Annotated in this window: 18 protein-coding genes and 1 pseudogene; 4 read left to right on the plus strand and 15 right to left on the minus strand. The window is 36.8% G+C overall.

What is annotated here, in order from left to right; all coding sequences use genetic code 11:
• Positions 1 to 14: 14 nt before the first annotated feature.
• A complete protein-coding gene (gene mltG, locus WC848_04540; GenBank protein ID MFA5961923.1) occupies positions 15 to 1,004 on the minus strand; it encodes an endolytic transglycosylase MltG in 990 nt (329 codons plus the stop codon).
• Positions 1,005 to 1,533: 529 nt separating this feature from the next.
• Between mltG and WC848_04545 the strand changes: the two genes are divergently transcribed.
• Entirely contained in the window at positions 1,534 to 2,295 is a 762-nt protein-coding gene (locus WC848_04545; protein ID MFA5961924.1) for a hypothetical protein, read from the plus strand.
• Positions 2,296 to 2,324: 29 nt separating this feature from the next.
• A complete protein-coding gene (locus WC848_04550; protein MFA5961925.1) occupies positions 2,325 to 2,852 on the plus strand; it encodes a hypothetical protein in 528 nt (175 codons plus the stop codon).
• Positions 2,853 to 3,020: 168 nt separating this feature from the next.
• Here WC848_04550 and WC848_04555 read toward each other — a convergent pair whose 3' ends face one another.
• Positions 3,021 to 3,308, minus strand: a complete 288-nt coding sequence (locus WC848_04555) for a DUF2103 domain-containing protein (protein MFA5961926.1) — start codon at positions 3,306 to 3,308, stop codon at positions 3,021 to 3,023.
• Positions 3,309 to 3,752: 444 nt separating this feature from the next.
• On the opposite strand from WC848_04555, the pseudogene WC848_04560 reads away from it, so the two are divergent.
• A pseudogene (locus WC848_04560) lies at positions 3,753 to 4,745 on the plus strand (IS30 family transposase).
• A gap of 60 nt (positions 4,746 to 4,805) precedes the next feature.
• On the opposite strand, the gene WC848_04565 reads toward WC848_04560, so the two are convergent.
• From WC848_04565 to WC848_04580, 4 genes are read right to left on the minus strand one after another with little or no spacing between them, the layout of a single operon-like run.
• The gene (locus tag WC848_04565; GenBank protein MFA5961927.1) at positions 4,806 to 5,342 is read right to left on the minus strand and encodes an NUDIX hydrolase; all 537 of its coding nucleotides are present in this window, start codon (positions 5,340 to 5,342) and stop codon (positions 4,806 to 4,808) included.
• Positions 5,343 to 5,364: 22 nt separating this feature from the next.
• Positions 5,365 to 6,393: a S66 peptidase family protein gene (locus WC848_04570; GenBank protein MFA5961928.1), complete on the minus strand. Its 1,029-nt coding sequence runs from the start codon at positions 6,391 to 6,393 to the stop codon at positions 5,365 to 5,367.
• A gap of 49 nt (positions 6,394 to 6,442) precedes the next feature.
• The gene (locus WC848_04575; GenBank protein ID MFA5961929.1) at positions 6,443 to 6,928 is read right to left on the minus strand and encodes a hypothetical protein; all 486 of its coding nucleotides are present in this window, start codon (positions 6,926 to 6,928) and stop codon (positions 6,443 to 6,445) included.
• 42 nt (positions 6,929 to 6,970) lie between these two features.
• Positions 6,971 to 8,041, minus strand: coding sequence for an aminotransferase class I/II-fold pyridoxal phosphate-dependent enzyme (locus tag WC848_04580; GenBank protein ID MFA5961930.1), 1,071 nt, complete (start codon positions 8,039 to 8,041; stop codon positions 6,971 to 6,973).
• A 286-nt stretch (positions 8,042 to 8,327) separates the two neighbouring features.
• Here WC848_04580 and WC848_04585 point away from each other — a divergent pair, with 286 nt between their 5' ends.
• Positions 8,328 to 10,238, plus strand: a complete 1,911-nt coding sequence (locus tag WC848_04585) for a hypothetical protein (GenBank protein ID MFA5961931.1) — start codon at positions 8,328 to 8,330, stop codon at positions 10,236 to 10,238.
• 12 nt (positions 10,239 to 10,250) lie between these two features.
• Here WC848_04585 and WC848_04590 read toward each other — a convergent pair whose 3' ends face one another.
• The 9 genes from WC848_04590 to WC848_04630 form a co-directional block, all read right to left on the minus strand.
• Positions 10,251 to 11,222: a radical SAM/SPASM domain-containing protein gene (locus WC848_04590; GenBank protein MFA5961932.1), complete on the minus strand. Its 972-nt coding sequence runs from the start codon at positions 11,220 to 11,222 to the stop codon at positions 10,251 to 10,253.
• A gap of 45 nt (positions 11,223 to 11,267) precedes the next feature.
• On the minus strand, positions 11,268 to 12,884 hold the full coding sequence (locus WC848_04595) for a hypothetical protein (GenBank protein MFA5961933.1): 1,617 nt from the start codon (positions 12,882 to 12,884) through the stop codon (positions 11,268 to 11,270).
• Between the two features lie 5 nt (positions 12,885 to 12,889).
• Entirely contained in the window at positions 12,890 to 14,854 is a 1,965-nt protein-coding gene (locus WC848_04600) for a phenylalanine--tRNA ligase subunit beta (GenBank protein ID MFA5961934.1), read from the minus strand.
• The gene (locus WC848_04605; protein MFA5961935.1) at positions 14,829 to 15,872 is read right to left on the minus strand and encodes a phenylalanine--tRNA ligase subunit alpha; all 1,044 of its coding nucleotides are present in this window, start codon (positions 15,870 to 15,872) and stop codon (positions 14,829 to 14,831) included. The genes WC848_04600 and WC848_04605 overlap by 26 nt, the downstream gene beginning before the upstream one ends.
• Positions 15,873 to 16,003: 131 nt before the next feature.
• Positions 16,004 to 16,375, minus strand: coding sequence for a response regulator (locus WC848_04610; GenBank protein ID MFA5961936.1), 372 nt, complete (start codon positions 16,373 to 16,375; stop codon positions 16,004 to 16,006).
• A gap of 4 nt (positions 16,376 to 16,379) precedes the next feature.
• A complete protein-coding gene (locus tag WC848_04615; GenBank protein MFA5961937.1) occupies positions 16,380 to 16,796 on the minus strand; it encodes a response regulator in 417 nt (138 codons plus the stop codon).
• A gap of 12 nt (positions 16,797 to 16,808) precedes the next feature.
• Positions 16,809 to 17,564: a HAMP domain-containing sensor histidine kinase gene (locus tag WC848_04620; GenBank protein ID MFA5961938.1), complete on the minus strand. Its 756-nt coding sequence runs from the start codon at positions 17,562 to 17,564 to the stop codon at positions 16,809 to 16,811.
• The gene (locus tag WC848_04625; GenBank protein MFA5961939.1) at positions 17,561 to 17,923 is read right to left on the minus strand and encodes a response regulator; all 363 of its coding nucleotides are present in this window, start codon (positions 17,921 to 17,923) and stop codon (positions 17,561 to 17,563) included. Before WC848_04625 ends, WC848_04620 begins: the two co-directional genes overlap by 4 nt.
• Positions 17,924 to 17,931: 8 nt before the next feature.
• A complete protein-coding gene (locus tag WC848_04630; protein MFA5961940.1) occupies positions 17,932 to 19,761 on the minus strand; it encodes an ATP-binding protein in 1,830 nt (609 codons plus the stop codon).
• Positions 19,762 to 19,815: the final 54 nt, after the last annotated feature.

The following is a 19,815-nucleotide window of genomic DNA, read 5'->3' on the forward strand; positions in this document are numbered from 1 at the left end:
CACTTTTGGGTATTTTAATTTTTTAGATATTTCTCAATATTGGCCTGATGCTCCTCTAGAGTTTTCGCGCAATGGATTTGCCGATTGCTATCATGAAGATAATACAAACAATCCGTTTCAGTCGGGTGCAAAACCGCCTCAATCGCATCCAATCCTGGATTGTCAATTGGATAAGGAGGCAGACCTTTGTTTTTATAGGTATTATAGGGCGAATTAATATTCCTGACATCATCCGCTGTAATAGGCGCCCACCAGCCAGTATCGGTTTTTCCTCTGGCATACTGAACAGTCGCGTCTATCTCCAGGTTCATTCCTTGATTGAGTCGATTCCATAGTATTCCGGCGATCAGAGGCATATCGCCTTTTCCGGCCGCTTCCCGCTGAATGATTGAAGCGAGTTTCAGCCCTGTTGTCCAAACAATATTTTGCTGAGCAAATTGACCAATATAGGGAGCAAATTTTTCATCGAAATTTCTGGTCATTCGTTCGGCAATTTTCAAGCCACCTTCATCCACTGGAATAAGATATGTATCGGGAAAATATGTTCCTTCAATATAATCTATTTTAATTTTGGTGTAAGTCGTGTTCCAATTATCGAGATCCTCATCGCTCCAGTTGAAGGTCTTGGCCAGAATTTCCCCGATCTGCTCTTTTCGCAAGCCTTCCGGAATCACTACCCACTTCATATCAGGACCACTGGTCAGTTTTTCCGCCAATTGCCAAGCAGTCAGATTTTTGGACACACTGTATCCGCCCGGCTGTATTGTATTATGTTTTCGCTTGAAAGATAACACGAGATCAAAGGCGAACTTATTTTTTATTAAACCCTGACTTTTCAGTTTATCCAAAGTCTGCGATTCGTTTTGTTTTAGACCTACCGTGAAAACTTCTTTATTTTCCTGCAACTGAGGCGCGCCGAAAAATATTCGTTGCATCAAGAACAGTCCTGCGCCAATAAGCAAGACTACTCCTAGGATTGCGCCAATTTTTACTTTTCTACTCATGCTCTAAGCTTCTCACAAATAGCCATTTCAGTCAAAAACACGATAATTTAAGCATTGCTCTTTTATATGCGCGAGTGGATAACTAAACAATATTCGGTTATTTATGGCTCAAAAGCGCCAAATTATCCCACCAGAAACAGCCCTCCAAATTACTTGACTTTACCCTTCATCTATCCTAACATCACAACACTTCAGGAAAGATAATGCCCAACATAAAGCTTTTGGAGCAAAGGCGGGAGCGTAAAAAATACCCCAAAAGATTGACCAAGATTGCATAGGAACTTTACAGAAACTTTACCGGCATTATTTTATACTAAAGTTGTTAATTTAAGATTTGCGCGTTTTGAACCATCCGGCTATTTGGGTGCCCCTCTGTCCACGACTCGATTGAGCTCATCGCAGTCCGGCAGATTCTCAAATCAAGATCACTTCAAAATCTTTCCAAGTGACTTGATTCAATTGAGTTGGTGTCTGAATTTCTCGAATGGCAAAACGCTTAAGTCGCATATAATTATTTAAAGTATTGCTTATGAACAAACAACACTCGAAAAAGAAAATCCTCAAACTGGCAGGAGTCAGTGCTCTTGCTCTGGTTTTAGGAATAGGCGTGACAAGCGCTTTCGCTTCCAATGAAAGCGGAAAAGGTGTGCAAGAAAAAATCCAATCTTTATTGGACAAATTACAGGTTACGTCACAGCACGAACAAGAAACCGGCCAGCTTGTGGAAACTTCTCACGGTAAAGTTTTCGCAGGAGAGTCGGCAGAAAAAATGAAAAAATTGCACGATGAAACACAGGCGCAAATTGATGCTTTGGTTGCTAGACCGGAAAGCGAAAGACAGAAGGCTGTCACTGAAATCAAAAAAATCGCAGGCAACCAAGACTTGGCTGTTAATTATAAAAACACCAGCACGTCATCATATAACGCCAATATCCCGGTAGAAATTTACACGACCGATTCTGATCAATTTGAAGTAGACGCTCGTAATAATAAGATCATTCAATTTGGTCCTCGCCCGCTTGCTATTGGAGAAAAACCCAAGAGTCTCGATACTACTGCCCGCTATTCGAAAGAAGAACTGGAAACAATGGCTCGAAAGTTCATTGCCCAAAATGCGCCGGACGTGAAACTAGATGATCTCACTCCGAATTTCGGTGACAAAGAAGGTGTGAACTATTTCTTTCGTTGGGAAAATACATCACAGGAAGTTGAAGACATGCATCCATTTATTCAGGTCGGATTTTCTCGCGGAGGAAGCTTGCTAAGTTACACTAATTCTCTTGGACTTTAATTCTTAATTATTAAATTCAAAATAAACATATGAGAATTTTGAAAACAAAGCAAGCAATACTTTTCTCAATGCTTGCGATGATTGCAGTACTAGCCGGTGGCGTTAAGTCGGCATTCGCGCTCTCCGGAACATACAATTATGCCAGCAGTGGTTCTTATTATTCTGAAACTGGTCCTTCTCAATATTGGCACACGACAACCAGTGCCGGCTATTGCGGACACATCAGTGGAACTTGTAGTCCCAACAGTATGCGCTGGACATACAACAATAGTTGCACTGTCAGCAACGAGGCTTTGTGGGACAACATAAATTCAGCTCAGAATGCTGTGCATAAGGTTTTCATTCCTGGCGTCAATGCTACGACCAGAATGGCGCCTTATGATTTGGTCTATGATGGCGCCAGTGAATACGCCTTCACTATTGATCAATACTCTTACTATGATGCTTGGGTGCAAACCGGAACCAAATATGACATCCGCCATACTTGGCTAACCGATGCAACCTGCGAAGGAGTTTCAACAAAAGTGGGGTTTGACGAGATGCGTATCACTTACTAGGAATTTTCCTGCCTATCTCACAAAAACAAAAACGGGATTAACCCCGTTTTTGTTTTTTGTACATGAAAAGCAGATAATCTGGGCAAACAAAAAAACACCCCAAATGGTGCTTTAAGAAATTTTTAGTGGCAGAGGAATCAGGAGTTCCTGAATTATCCTCTGCCTTGTTTATGAAAGTTCACGTTCAATTTTCCCTTGAGTTTCTTTGATATTTTTGGAATAAACACGAACTTCTTGGATACAGGTGCTTCCTCTGACTTTCAGTAGAAGTCCACCAACCATCCCTTCAATTTTGACGTGTTGTTTTCCCCCTCTGATGCCTGAGGTTATATATCCAGCCACCACCTTTTTCACTTCTGGCATCTTTTGAGCTAGGTCAACTATTTTCTGGGCAGCATCGATCACGGTTGTGTGTCTGCCACCCATTTTACCTCCTTGACGATGATTTTTGGCCATAAGTTTCCTCCCTTAAAAAGTACTGGCTGGACGAAAAATTGTCCAGCCGTTTTGAGACCCGTTAGCCTCTGGAGTAAATGGCAGTTCTTGGATGATTTCTGCCTCTTACGAGACCGCCTTGGGCTGTGGACAAAATCGATGCTCCTTCTCGTTTCCATAAGCCTTGTTGAACTTTGTAGATTTTGCCACTGGACTTGTTTACGCAAGCCCGAAAGTTTTTGCATCTTTTCCCCATTCTGAAAGATGGGCAACTATTGCAAGGCGAACCAGTCAATCCCATAACAATCTCCTTTTCCAAAAAGCTGAAAAACAACCCAGAGCTTAAAGAACTATCCCAATAAACTCCTTGAACTAGATTCGCATTTGAATCCGAACAGTAGTAAAATAAAAAGAGTAAAATTTTAAAAAAATAACGATGAAAAAAATGAAAAGAAGTTCTCGCATTTATCAAAGAGTGAACGGAGTGAGTTATCCATTTTAAGAAAGAAAAGCTATACGTTGCGAGAGATTGCCAAGGTCATGCAACGCAGTATTTCCACTCTTTCCGATGAGTTGAAACGGAATCAAGTTAAGGGAATCTATGACGCAAAAAAAGCCCAACATAAAGCGTACGCCAGGAGAAAGTATAGCAAGTATCAAGGAATGAAAATTGTTTCAGAAAATAGACTGAGAGATTTCGTAGAAGAAAATTTATTGGACGGTCAGTCTCCGGAAAACATCTCGGGACGAATCAAGAAAGTTGAGAAAGAATTGCCAACAGTTTCCAAGGATAGTATCTATCGTTTCATTGAAAGTCCCTATGGCAGACAGATTGAGTTTGCCCGCACGAACGGCAGAAGAAAAGGAAACAAGCGCGGAAAGAAGAAGCAACCCATTGCAGACAGGAACTTCATTAACGAACGGCCTGAGAGCATAAATGAGCGGTCTGAGATTGGTGACGCGGAAGCGGACTTCATTGTTTCGGGAAAAGATGGCAAAGGTATTTTGCTGGTAATTGTAGACCGAAAAACCAGAGCGGCTTTTGTTGAAAAAATTACAGATGTTTCAATCGAAAATGTGCATTTGTCTTTTGTAAAAATTCAACAAAGATTTCCGGAAATGAAAACCATTACCACGGACAATGATATCCTTTTTCGAAAACATAAGGAGTTGGAAAAATTACTTTCGATAAAAATATATTTTTGTCATCCATATCATTCTTGGGAAAAAGGCACGGTGGAAAACACCAATAAATACATCCGCAAAGATATTCCGAAGGAAAGTAATATTTCCAAATATTCCAAAAAATTCATTCTCTCCGTCGAAGAGAAATTAAACAGAAGATTTATGAAATGTTTAGCGCATGCTACCCCAAACGAACTGCTGAAAGAATTTAGAAACCAAAAAAATCGCCAAGTGGCGAAATGTAAAAGTGTTCGGATTGAGCCCGTCGGGTAGGTGAGTTCATATACTATCTTCATAACATACAGAGGAGAAAAAGGCAACTTTAAGGAGTGGCTAGAGCAATCCGAGATAGTCAAGCCCAATATATCCCACCTCGATATCAGTATTCTTTCCACTCTTAAGTAATTCTCGAAATTTTTGCAGGGACACCAACACCACCTCCGCAAATTCATTTTTACCCAAATTTTGCTCTGCCACTTTTTCGCAATCGGTTACAACAACGCAATATCTGTTCATTGTGGAATAAGCGCAATCAAAAGCTGTAGCCACCAGCCTAGCCCTACCCTTATAGCCAGTCTCTTCGAGGAGCTCTCTTTCCCCGGCTTGCTCTGGAGTCTCATTTGCGTCGACATATCCACCAGGAAGCTCGTTTAAAATTTCATTTGGACCGGGACGAAATTGCCTGACAAGAATTATTTGCTGGTCTTTCGTTATGGCTAAAATTCCGGTAGCTGGACCTTCTTTCTTTAAATAAAAATCACTTTCCTTGCCATCAGGCATTTTATACATCACTTTTTCAATTTTTCGGCTGTATTTCTGGAAGGCTATTTCTCTAGACAGCTCTTCCCATTTTTCGACTTTGGTTGGCATAAGATTAGGCACAAACAAATACTTAAATAAGCCATGGCTCTATTATCCCAAATCTTTTATTCTCACAATCAATCTCCGCGTTGGCGCCCAGTGGCAAAACGAATTGTGGATCAGTGTGACCAAAGTCCATATTGGTTATGATTGGCAAATCTGCTCGGCCGAATTCATCCTTGACAATAGTGATGATTCTTTTCTCCAGCTCTAGTTTTTCTTCCGCAGAATAATCTCGCGCTCGACCAAAAACAATTCCATTGATTCGATCAAATATTCCTTGCATTCCGTAATTTCTAAGCTCGTGATCTATTTCATGTATTGTTGGTTTTTCTTCTGATGTTTCCAGGATTAAGATCTTGCCGTCCCAAAATTCCGATTTTGGCCAAAATTGGGTGCCCTTCATCATTTCCAAAACTTCGATGCAACCACCAAATAATTCGCCTCTCACAATCCCCTTTCCTTGCAAAAATTTCCAACCATCATCTTTTTTGAATTCCTTTGTTTTTCCAAGATTATTTTCATCACTCCAATCCAAATAACCATCAGCATATTCTCCATAAGGACTATATGCATAAGTAGCTCTTGGTTCAAATAGCATTTCTTTAACATGACGCTCAAAACTTTCCGATAAATTTTTCATCTGCGAAAAACCCGCCATAATTGATGGGCCATAGAAAGTAACCAGCTCCAATTGATTGCAAAATGCGTGAATTGTTGTTGTGTCAGAAAAACCCAAAAGTATCTTTGGATTGTTTTTGATAATTTCCTTATTGAGATAGGGCAAGATCCGTACTGAGTCATCTCCTCCGATTGAAGTAAAAATAGCTTTTACTTCTGGATCAGAAAAAGCATCATTGATATCTTTCGCGCGAACTTCTGGATTTTTGCGTAGATAATCAGCATCCGCTCGAGCAGTTGGATATTCTTTAATTTTCAGCCCCCAGTTCGTAAGAATTTTCAGTCCATTTTCATAGACATGCGGAAAGACGCTTGGGCCACCCCAAGAAGGAGAAACAATTGCGACCGTGTCGCCTGGTTTTAGTTTTCGTGGAAGCATAAAATTATATCAAAACCATTTCTTTTTCATTTTCAAAATATTACTAGGCTTATTTCTGCTTATTCAGTTTGCTTAAAATAACATTGGCTGTTTCTCTTGGGGTTTGATTCGTATTGTCGATAACTTCTCCAAAGGCGGGATTATTAATCCCAATGGAATAGTGATGCTTAATTCTTTCTTTTTCCCATTCGTTTAGTTCTCGCTCTCCTCTGTTTTTCGATGCTTCTTCAATTTTAGGATTTAAGGTGAAAACCAGAATCTCAGCATCATCTTTTAGTTTTTCTGTGAGATATTCATAATTCTTTTGTGAAAGCGGATATGGGACAATCACGTCAAATTTTCTCTTGGTAAAATTTTTAATTACCGAAACAGCATTTTCCAAATTTAGCTCTATTTTTTCCTCAATTGGCATCCATTCAATAAACGCCGAAAGACTATCAATTTCAACCACAGCAGATTCCTTAATCTCCTGTGCTAAAATTTTTGCAATAGTGCTTTTGCCTGAATTGATTGAACCATTGATAAATATAATCATACTTTCTTGACATCTTTTGTCTGGTTTTATATGCTCATATTATTATACTCCGATATTTTCGCTATCCAATCCCACCCTTATCATATCCACAACCTGATCCATTACACCACCTAATCCAACAGTTAATCTGATGTATCTTGCTAATGGATTTGGCGTTTCTTTAAACTCTATATTATTGTTCACAAAAATTTTTACTACTGCTTCTCTATACTTACCAAAATCGACTAAAATAAAATTGCCACCACCCTCAATTACATCTAATTCTAACTTTCTTAAATTATTAGCGAACTTTTTTCTCGCATTTATTATTTTTTTAACAGAAGTTCTCAAAAATTTACCATCAGAACAAACCACTTCAACTGCTCTTGCCGCCAGCGAAGTTATTTCTCTGAATGGTTTAAATTTTCCTATCATTCTAGCTAATCTTTCTGCGGTTAATATATATCCGATTCTCAGACCAGCCATCCCAACATTTTTGGAAAAGCTACGTATAATAATAACATTTGAAAATTCATCGACCAATGAAGAAGCATCAATACACCCAAAATCAGCATATACCTCATCGATTACCACCAAGATATTTAATCTTTCGGTTTTTTTGATAAACTCTCGTAGCCTATCAATAGTAAAGATGTAACCCGTAGCACCATTTGGATTAGCAATAAGAGCTACTTTCACTTCAGGTGAAATTAATTGAGACAAGACATCATCAGAGCATTTTCCTTCATTGCCACAATAAACTTCAATCAACTTACAATCTAGTTCCTGTGAATGTATTTTATACATTTCAAACGTCGGAGCAACAGTTGCAATGACATCGCCGGGATCACAAAATGTCTCTAGTATCATTTTCATTGCACCGTCAGCTCCATTTGACAATATCAATTTTTCATTAGGCTGTTTTAAATATTGAGACAATGCGTCATACGCTCTATTAACTTCAGGATAAGCACTAGCCATCTCCGCCGAAAATCCTTTTATTATTTTCTTGAATAAGGGTTTTGGCATGGAAGGAATATATTCATTCATTCCTAATCGAACCCTATCCAGTCTAGTAAGAAAATCTTGATTTTTACGTACAATATTATTTACGTGTTTTCTGCAATTAATCATAATGAGAAAATTATTTTTTAATTATCAAAAGCTCTATTTATAAAAATAAAAGGATACCCTCATATTTCTATAGTATAACTAAATAAATTTTTATTCAAGGCCTAGCCTAATCCTAGCCTAATCCCCGTTTGATTTAAATAACAAAATAAAACCAATAGCCCAATAAAAATAGTGAAAAATTGACTAAAGTGCTAATATTATGATATACATATAGGTCAGCTGGACTTAATTATATAAAATACAGCATGTTATGTTTTGACCTATAATAACTCATTGTCTTAGGCTTATGGGCATATCACAGAAAATAAAAGCGGATTTAAATATTAAGCGACACGTATCAATATTGAAAGATATGATTTTTACTATTGATGAAAAGAAAAGATTAATAAGTTTATTCATTAACGGGGTTTTTTTAGAATTACCAAGATTACGGCTAGAAGCACCTTTCATAGTAAAAACAGAAACAGGAATTATTACCATTGAAGATCTCGAAACTCATCCTATGAATTTAGCTAATAGATGGGGCATTTTAAAAGATTTGCCAGATTATAAAATATCCGATCACCAGATGAGATTTATTATTACGTTTAAAGGATCAAATATCTTTGAAAGCTATATTCTTCCAAAAATTCTAGAGGAAGCTGAGCCAATTGCTCGAGTTATCCTCCAGGATAAAAAATTACCATTACCATTTATTATTGAAATGGCGGAAGTAAAATATGGAAAGATTCAATCCATAATACCACAAAAGCCAGAGGGACAATCGAAGATTCTTTTAGGTACTCAAATATTGGGACATGTTCAGGACGCGGCAAAAATTCTGCGATGGGCAAACGAGAATGGAACGTTGCAGACTAAATGGAGGTTTGCTTTGCCAGCAACAAAACGAACTGAAGTTACTAAGGATGCTTTGCGAAACGAAAGCGTTCCGGTAGATGAGTTAATTATCGATTGGTCGTATGCGGGTGGAAAAGATTTTAGGACTGGCTATGGATATAAAGAAGATTTTAGTAAACAAGAGTCATTTTCAACCGTTGCCGCATTTGTAGCTGCAAATACTAGATTGTGCGTTGATGTCGCAAAGGGAAAATATGCCGTTGTTTCAACTAATTTTCGAGCAGAAACACAAATAATGAAAGAGATCAATCCGAATATAATAACCGTTGGAGTTTCACATACATTTCTAACAGGAAAACTAAAGGAACGTATTAATCTGCATAATGATCTCCCCAGGCTTGCCAAAATGCTTCAGCAAGTACAAGAATCACTTGACCTTGTGCCAAAGAGAGTCGTCAAATTGGGAGGAGATATAAAATGCATCGACTATTATTGGAAAGTTAGCAATGAAAAAATGCGAATGCTTGATACATTATTATATCGTACTTTCAATATCGATTCGAAAATTACATTGCAACTCAATGATACAACTCAAGTTATTCAGATTCCCTTGGCAATTCCCGATATAAAAATAACAAAAGAAAAAGCTAGAAAAAATATTGCTTCTATCGTAGGTAAAAAATTATCGCCAACGGATAAAGTAATCATACTTTCTGGAGAAAGTAATGACGGATCATTTAAAAAAAGAGCACGAGAAGTTCTTGAATTCGCAAAATCACATCCCAATATTCATGTTATCATGCCCTTAGAAATTAATGACGAAAGAATCTCCGGAATTGATGTACCGGAGAATGCTTATGCAATAGGCTTCCGAAAGGATTGGGGTGAAATTATCCCAGGAGGAGACATTGCTTTTATTAGAGGAAGTTGGGGTGAGCTAATTGATTTAGTATTTTCAGAAACAATCCCCATAATTACTTCCCCCGGCACGGTTCCAACGGATGCCGACTTAGGTACTACTCAATTTCTCACTGAAGTATCGGAAGAACGTGCTTGCAACATATCATTACTCGTAGAAACGCTACAATCACAGGGCGTGAAGACAAAAACAATAAATGGATTATTAGTTGATTTTAGCAATACCCTAGATAAATACACCTTGCAAGAAGCAATAAAACACGCCTTAAGACCTAACGTTGCAAATGAAATACGGTCAGCTCTTTTGAATATTCCGAGAGGTGTTTCTGGATGTATTGGAAAATTGCACGAACAACTATTGAGCCAAAAAAGGATATTTTCGGCTAGAGAAATTATAAAGATACAAAAAAATATTTGGAGCCAAGATAAAACAGCACAATAATACCGCAAGAATTTACCCTATATTTCCAGGTATAGAACAATGCTTACACATATTAATATTGTTCTTTCCCTTAATAATGTTGTCTTGTATTTTTCTTCTTCCTTCAGTATCCCACCAATTATCATCCTTTAAAATATTACCAAGCTTATAATCTGAATTATAATCATGACAACACAAGCAAATATCGCCATTTGCACTTACAACCAAATTTTCCCATGGCCATGCGCAACGACTTAACGCATATTGGCTGGAGACTTCCTTTGCTGAAGCTGTTTTGTATCTTGAATAATTGATATTTTTCGGTATAAATTTTAAATTTATTTTTCTATCTTCATACCCACCCATATAGGCATTGAACGTTTTAAATACAACCTCATCAACTCCTATATTTTTGCAAATTTCTGAAAATTTTTCTATTTCATGCTCATTGTGTTTCATGACTACAAATTGAACCTCAAGAGCAGGCTTTTTGGCGCCCATGTCTTTTTTGACTGCAATAAAATCCTTAATATTTTTTAATATTAAATTTAGATCGCCCCCTACTCGATATTTTTTATATGTATCATTTGACGCCCCATCAATAGAAATAGTGATATTATCTAAACCTGAGTTAATTAATTTTCTTGATAATTTTTTATTTAATAATAGTCCATTCGAATAAATACTTACCATTTTTATTCCACTAACTTTCGCGAGTTTTACCATTTTAGCAATATCTGGATTTATCAATGGCTCACCATAATTAAATAACGCTATTTCAATTACGCTTTTTTTTATTAACTTTATTATTTTTTTAAAATCATCCAAAGACATTATCCCCTTATTCTTGATCTTATTCATTCCCATAGGGCAAGAGCGACACTTTAGATTACACAAGCGACTCACCTCTATTCTAGCTCTTAATGGCATTGGAATCTTATGGAAACTCGCTTGTTCCTTTCCATGATTAGAAATACTATTAACGCCCAACGCGGATTTATTCATAATAATATATTTAATATTGATTAAAGGTTAAGAGATATGCAATGATTATTTTAAAGGATGAGGATGTTCTGATTCTGAATCTGCCTTTGTATTCTTAAAATCAAACTGTGAATCAATATCCTTTTTGAGATCAACTAGGAATTTCACAAATTTAAGATTTGATTCTGTACTTGAATAAGGTGACATTATATAAGCTTTTAAGGAATAAAAGGGATGCGGATTGGCACCCGTAGAATTACTTGGCATCTCATCTATATAATATGGATTTCCTAGTTCAGAAATCTTTTTTAAAAAAAATGATGTGTAATTATTACGAACTACAGCTTCATCTTCCCAGTTAGAAAAAGAGACCTCCTTGGGTGTGCGTGGTATGAACATAACACAAACACCGAGACCTTTTGAATTTACAACTTCAAAATCCCCTGTTTTATTGAGTTTATTCTGAAGATCTACCGCTACTTCAGTAAGATATGCGACTAAACTTTGAAATCCCGTTACGCCTAGAACATTTAACGCAACATACGCCGAGTTTGGCCCATCGCCTGGCCTAGAATTCTCAATTGAATATTTAAAAGGCCACTTCCAAAATTCAGGACTTTTATATAGGGAAATTTTACTTTTTACCATAAAAGCGCACGACATATATGGACAAAAGCCCATTTTATGAAAATCTATTCCAAAGGAATCGGCCTTATGAATATCTTTTAAATATTTTATTACTTCCGATATTCTTCCCAGCGCCACCGGCTCAATATTCAAAGGATTCGACTTAAAATCATAATCCTTAAAGAAGATCCAGGGAAATGAAACTACGGCATCAACATGCACATGGGGCACATAACCCAATCCAAGTTCTTCAACAAGCCTATCTCTTAGTTCAACTACTTTTTCAATAGGATCAACAACCATATTATTAGTTGATCCGCCTGAAATGATAATAGCAGCAATTTTCTTACCTTTTTTGGTTTGTTCCTTAATAATTCTTTCCATTTCCAAAAGGTCAACCCTACTATCATCACCAGTTTTTACTTTAAAAAAATTAGATGTCCCAATGCCCAGCCAATCAACATCTTGTTTGTGAGCAGGATGTCCCGATGCTGTAGAGAGAACAATCACATCTTCTTTTACGCCTTGCTCAGAAGAATCTGGGGAACAATTCTTCAATCCTAATTTAACCCCATACATTATTGTTGCTTTTCCACCCCAAGTGAAAGTTCCTCCTGCATCCCGCCAATCCCAGCCAATATATTCTGCAATGGATTTCACAACTTTCTGCTCTATCACAAGACTTTTTCCGGAAGCAGTATCCATGCAAAGATTAGGATTATACAAAGACGTAAACGTTTTAGCAGTAACGGTAGGAATAATAGGAGATGCAACAACATTATACATTGAGTTAGGAGAATGCCATCGACAAGCGCCTTGAAACAATTCAGATATCAATGATGCAAAGCGCTCCTTTGATAAACCCTCACTTGGTATTTCAAAACTCTCAATGGCAGATTCATCAGTTTCCGATTTAGATAAAAGGGTGCATTTTGATAAATCAGTGCTTTTTAGAATCTCGACATGCGTATCTTCGATATCCTTAAGCAAAGAAGAAATTGAATCTGTCTCTGGATTATAAAACAAGTCTCTTATTTCTTTAGGTAATGTAACCATATAATTTATTGAAGATTAAAAGTTTCTAGATGAATCTTTTTAGCTTCTTGATCGGATAATTCTTTATACGTAACTCTTAATGTGTATCTGACTGATTTTTCTAATTTATATGTATCTGCTATATCTATTCCCCATATGCTATCCTTGTTCATCTTTTTATTAAGCTTTTCCAGATATTCGAAAATTGATTCTTCATTTTTTAGTTCGATATTCACATCTAAAAATATCAACTTTTGAGTAATTTCCACTACAGGATTATTTTTCTTTTCAGAAAGTAGTTCCACGGACTTATCTATATCTATTTCAGACGCATAGACATTCATTTTAATATCCTGAGGAATTAGCTTATACAGTATCCCTATACGCTGCTCTCCCGAATAAATATCCCAGCATGAATTAGGATTGGCTATTTCAGGTTTTATTTTTGACTCGAAATACTTTATATCGTCAAGTCCAAGCAATCGCAATAGAGACTCAACCCTATCTTTAAATTCGCTTAACGCTTCATTATTCGAAGTTGACATTACTCCGAGAGATTCACGCTCTATATAATTTTCATCTTTTTTACCAAAAATTTTACCAATCTCAAAAATATTCATAAAATCGACATTTTTCTTAAAATACTCATTCAATTGATCCAATAATCCTGTTATCATTGATTGTCTGAGATTCGGATAAATATCATTAACGGAATTTTGAGTAGAAACAGTATCCCAATCAGTATGATTAACAAGGTTATTATCGTCGACTTTCGTTAACGGCCACGATAAGATTTCGTCAAATCCCAGAGTACTTAGAACATCTCTTATTTTATCTGCTAATATAATGTTCTTAGGAGTGATATTTTTAACAACTTCTAACTTAGGGATTTCATCTACAGGAATACGATTGTAACCATAGATCCTTAATACTTCTTCAACTAAATCTTCAGGGAGGGAAAGATCCAGCCTATATGCAGGAGGCGTAACAAGCAACAAATCCCCTTTCACTTCAACAACAAGACCAAGGCACTCGAATATATTTAACACGTCTTCTTCCTTAATTTCGATACCAGCGAACTTGCTTGGTAAGCCTGTTTTAAATTCTATTACAGGAGATACGTATTTTTGGGGATAATATTCAAATAAATCACTGGCTATTTTTCCGCCTCCATATTCCAAAATCAGAGAAACAAGTAAATTCATTGCATACTCGGATTCGCTCGGATCAAGATCTTTTTCCAATCTGTGACTAGCTTCCGTAACTATATTTAAATTTCTTGAATTCTTCCTGACAACTGAACGGTCATAAACCGCAATTTCAGCAAGAACAGACTTTGTCTCTAAACTAATTGCAGCTTCGGTCCCTCCTACTATACCCGCTAAGGCTATAATATTTTTTCGATCTCTAATTATTAGCTCCGTATTCTTTTGCAATTTTATGGAAGTTCCCATTAAAGTCGTCATTTCATCAAAACTATTATTTAATGACCAAGATAATTGTCCTTTAGTTTTTTTGTAATCAATCAGATGCGACGGATACCCAGTAAGCAGCATCACATAATTCGATAAGTCTACTAAAAGATTTATACTATTTAATCCATAAAAATTCATATATTCTCTAAGCCAATCCGGAGAATCTACATTTGTGACATCATCTATTTTTATTGCTAAAACTCGTTTAACATGATCAACTGCTTCAACGCTAATATTTAATTTATCCTCGCCCTTGAAAATTTGTTTGACACCAGGTATTAAAACCTGAAGCCTATAATATGCAGCGACTTCTCTAGCTAATCCCATAACAGAAAGACAATCGGCACGATTTTGTCTTATTTCTAATCCTATTAAATAATCCTTGGCACCTTTATAAGAAACTTCTGTAAAACTATCCATCATAAAACCAGTCAGAGTTAAAGCCTCTCCAACTTCTTTTGGACTAACATTTAAATCTGGCACCAATTCTTTAATTTGACTGTATAATACTTTCATTTTCGTAATATTTATAACCTAAATTACCACCTAGCAAAGTTCTTATGTCCGTGATATTATATTTAGCCATCACCCATCGATCAAGACCCAACCCAAAAGCAAAACCCATCCATTTATCAGTATCAATTCCTGCTCTTTTCATTACGCTTGGATGAATCATTCCTGCGCCACCCATTTCGATCCAGCCCACACCCTTACACAAGGAACAACCTTCGCCATGGCAATTAAAACATTGCATATCTGGACCAACTCCTGGTTCGACTTCTGGATAATATTTATTGCGAAATCTGATGACTACGCCAGGCCCATACATCTTCTTGAATAAGTGGTTGAATATTCCGAATAAATCCTTAAGACTCGTCTTCTCAACGACCACTACGCCTTGATAATGATGAAATATAAAGTGGTTACTTTTATTAACGCTCTCGTTTCTGTAAACTCTTCCTGGAGAAACAATCTTAAATGGAGGCTTATAATTAGCCAATGTGCGAGATTCAATCGATGATGTTTGCGTTCTTAATAAATAATCCGGCTCTTTGATATAAATAGTATCCTGCATATCTCTAGCAGGATGGTCAAGAGGAACATTTAATCTTTGAAAGCAAAATTCATCTTTTTCAATCTCTGGTCCATCCATTATGCTAAAACCCATGCTTACGAACAAATCGTTCATTTCTCTGATAGTCTTAGATATGGGATGGAGATGTCCAATTTTTGAAATAGAGTAATCAAAGTTTTCCGATTGCATCTTCAGGCTTTCAACCAATTCGCCTTTTTTCATTAAGTCTTCTTTTTTCCTAAATAAATCCGAAGCTTCCTTGTGGCGTTGCTGTATTAAAGGTGCCATTGTCTTTTTTTCTTCAGGTAATAAATTTTTTATTTCCTTCAAAAAAGATTTAATAGTGCCCCTATCGCCTAAATATTTTCGCCAAATAACATCCATCTCCACAAGGTTTTTTGCGGTTGTCAAGTCATTTTTAAGCTCATTTATTGAGTTTTTTATATCATTTTCTAGCATAATAAAAAAAGAAGTATTAAATAATACTATTAAAACAATACACCGTTCTTTTAAAAAAATCAATGACGCTTAGCACATAGCGTGACTTCCGCAGTTACTCGTTAAATGCGCGCTAAAATAAAATATCCAAATCAACCAGTTTCAATAATCTTCTTAACCTCCCCTACCAACTCAGTTGGGGTAAATTTTGATTTTGGGATAAAACCATTGGCGCCCAAGTCAATTGCTTTTTTGCGATTGTCTCCCTCGCCGATATTGCTGAGCATAATGATTTTGATGTTAGCGTCATAGTCACCACTGCGTAAACCTTTTATTAAATCAAAACCATCTATTTCCGGCATAATCGAATCAGTTAGCACAATATCCACTTTTTCTTTTTTAGCGACGCTCAAGGCGATTTTACCATTTTCCGCCAAGAAGACTTCGAAGCCGGAATCGGTAAATTTCTTTTGATAAATCTCCAAGAGCATTTGATCATCCTCGGCGATAAGCAGTTTTGGCATAATGTTATTTTACTAAATTATTAGACTCAATTTTGCTGAAAATTTCCTTGATCTTTTCCGCCATTTGTTTTGTGGTCAAACCTTTTCGAACAATGAAATCAACCACGCCTAGTCCTTTGACTTTTTCGCGTATTCCATTGTCATTTTCGTCAATAAAAATTACGACAGGAAAACGCTTCATTCTTTGGTCGTCTCGCATATGTTGCAAAATATCCAGGCCATTATGCTTGCCCACTTTTGTGTCTATGAGAACAATGTCAAAATGATAATCATACAAAAGATATTGCGTTGCGTCCCATTCGCTGTCAGTCGCCGTTACGACGACTCTTTCCGCCAGAAATTTATTTGACTCAGTCAAAATAGTGCCTGGATCGGTTATGATAAAAAATGCATATACTTCTCGTTTTATTTCTTCCGGCATATTGTTTATAGATTATTTTTTATCCGCTGTTTGCTCTAGGATTTCTTTGGGAGTTTCAATCGGCAATTCAACAATGAATTGCGCGCCTCTGTCCTTGCCTTCGCTCTCTACTAAGATTCTACCGCCATTTTTTCCGATAATCAAGCGATCCACGTAGAGATTCAGTCCAAGCCCGTCAGGATTAAAAAGACTAGTGCCTTTTCCACGAGAAATTTTTTGGAACAGCTTTGGGGTTTCTTCTGGCGCTACGCCGATGCCGGTATCGGAAATGGTTATGCGGATATTTTTCTCCATTTGTTCGAGTTTGACTGTCACGCCACCTTTGGTCGTATAGCGCAAAGCATTATCCACGATGTCCGAGATGACTTTGCGTACCTTGACGCCGTCAACAATGAGTTCCGGTAATGTGGTTTTTGGTTTTTTGTATTCCAAATATAACCCTTTGTCCTTGGCTTTAGAGGTAAAAGTATCCACCACTTCTTGGCAAATCGCTTCCAGCTTCTCCGATGCGAATGTAAAATCCATTTTATTGAGTTCAATACGGGGAATATCCAACAGCTCCTCAACCAAATTCGCCATTCGTTCATTGCTGGCATATACGCCCTTCAGTATTTCATATTGCTTTGGGTCAACTTTTCCGTATGATCCTTCCAGGAGCATGGAAACATAACCCTTAACGGCGGTCAATGGCGTTCTCAATTGATGAGAGGCGATGGAGATAAATTCAGATTTGGCCTTGTCTAGCTTGATTGCTTCTTCTTGACTCATTGTTTTTCCATTAACTTTTTAGTTTTCGCCAATAACTCACTTGGAGTAGTATGGGATTTATTCACAAAAGCATCCGCGCCAACTTCAATGGACATATCCTCATCTTCTTGTATGTCATGATATCCCGTGATGATAATTTTCATATTCGGATTACTTCCATCTTTGCGTATTTTTTTCACAATTTCAAATCCGTTCATAAGCAAGCTAACTAAAACCACATCAATTTTTTCTTTTTCAATAATATCAAAAGTCTCTTTTTCATTCAAAGCGATGAAAACCTCAAAACCAGAATCGGAAAACTTTTTCCGATACATATCATCCATCATTTTGTCATCCTCCGCGATTAATATTTTTGGCATAAACTTTATCATTTTTTAATTGTATTTTGAACTTGCGCTAAGATTTCTTCAGGAGTTTTCACCGGCAACTCAATGATGAATTGCGCGCCCTTGCCTTCGCCTTCCGACTCTGCCCAAGTGCGTCCGCCGTGGGCTTCAATGGTCAATTTAACCAAATACAATCCAAGACCAGTGCCATTAGCATTGAGCTTGGCGACATCTTTACGAGAAAATTTAGCAAAAAGTTGAGAAATGTTTTCCTTGGAAATTCCACTGCCCGTGTCAGCTACCGTCACACGGACAACTTGACCAGCAATCGCTTTTTTGTCCTGATCCTCTAGGCTTTGCGGTTTATAGCGAGAAGACGAGTCTAGCTCGACCTTCAGGACAATTTTCCCTGCTGGTGTATATTTTACCGCATTATCCACAAAATTGAAAATGGCCTCAAAAATCTTGCTTTTATCCAAAACCAATTCCGGCAGTGCTGTTTTTGGTTTTTCGTATTCAAGCACCAGATTCTTTTCTTTGGCGGTCGGTTCCACATTAACATAGACGCCCTGACAGATATCTTCCAGTTTTTCTTTCGTGAAAGTCAGCTCTATTTTCCCCGACTCCATGCGTGTAACGGCCATCAAGTCTTCCGTCAGGTGAATTTGCCTATCATTAGCAGCATTGATATTTTTCAAAACCTTAATTTGATTTTCCGGTATCTCCCCATAGGAACCCTCCAAAAGCATTGCCAGGTAATCCTTGATTGGCGTTGGTGCATGCAATAGTTGATGATTAACTAGACCGATAAATTCTGTTTTGGCATTATCTAGTTGCCTTAATTTATCATTAGCAATCGCCAAAGAATCTGCCATTCTTTGCAACTCCCCTCCTCTTTTACTGATTTCCTTGTTAGCTACTTCCAAGGCTTCTTTTCTTTTACTAATTTCCTTATTAGCGATGCTTAATTTTACATTTTTTCTATCAATCTTTTTATTGGCAACTTCCAATTCTTCTTTCTGCTGGACTTCTTTTTTGACCGAGTTTATAAGCACCCAGCCAAAAATTACCAACAAAATCAAGGTAAATCCGGTTAAGAGTTGATTGACAAAAGATCTTATAAAAAAGAATTGAGAACCAATAAGGATGACCAGCCACACAACCAACGCCTGCACCAAAAGAACTTTTATATTTAAAAATTTATATTTAGTAATAGAATATGCCACAAAAAACACAAACACTATAGCACCGATAGGGCCAAAAAAAGAAAGTTTATCTAAACCAATAAGAGGGGCCGTGACATTAGTTACTAGCGCCCATGCAATTAAAGATGAAAAGCCTATAAGAACCAATTTTATTTGTTTTTTTATTTGATCCGTTCCTTTTTTAAACTTTTTAAATAACACGATAAAGGACCAAAGCACATACGTAACAAAAACTACCGGAATTAGATAATAGAGCGAACCCAAAACTGCATCGCAATCAGGAGTAGAAGAATCAATATATTCAATATTGAATTTGGTTGGTGCTAAAAAAATAAAAGGTAAAATTGGAATAAAGATGAGCAAAACTTTTTTCAATGACACATTATTTTCATCAGGAAAAGCATAGCTGAAATAAGTGAAGATTGCGGGGACAAGAACACCAACTATGGAAAGCTTGGAATAAATTTCTGATATATTCGGATCAATACTAACCCAATCCATCATAGTGAATAGAATCCACAAACCTATACTTATGGATAATAGAAAGAACAAGCGATTTGTTAGATTTTTTTTGTTACTGAGAAAAACCAAAAACCCTAACACCATAACCAGCACTAAGCAGGGTATGAATGTATAATAAACTAAACTTGGTGCAGGACTACACATAAGCAAAGAATTTATCTTTTACTAAAATATAGCACATAATTAAAAATAACCAAA

This window comes from Parcubacteria group bacterium, from assembly GCA_041659505.1.
Taxonomy (GTDB): Bacteria; Patescibacteriota; Minisyncoccia; order Moranbacterales; family UBA2206; genus UBA9630.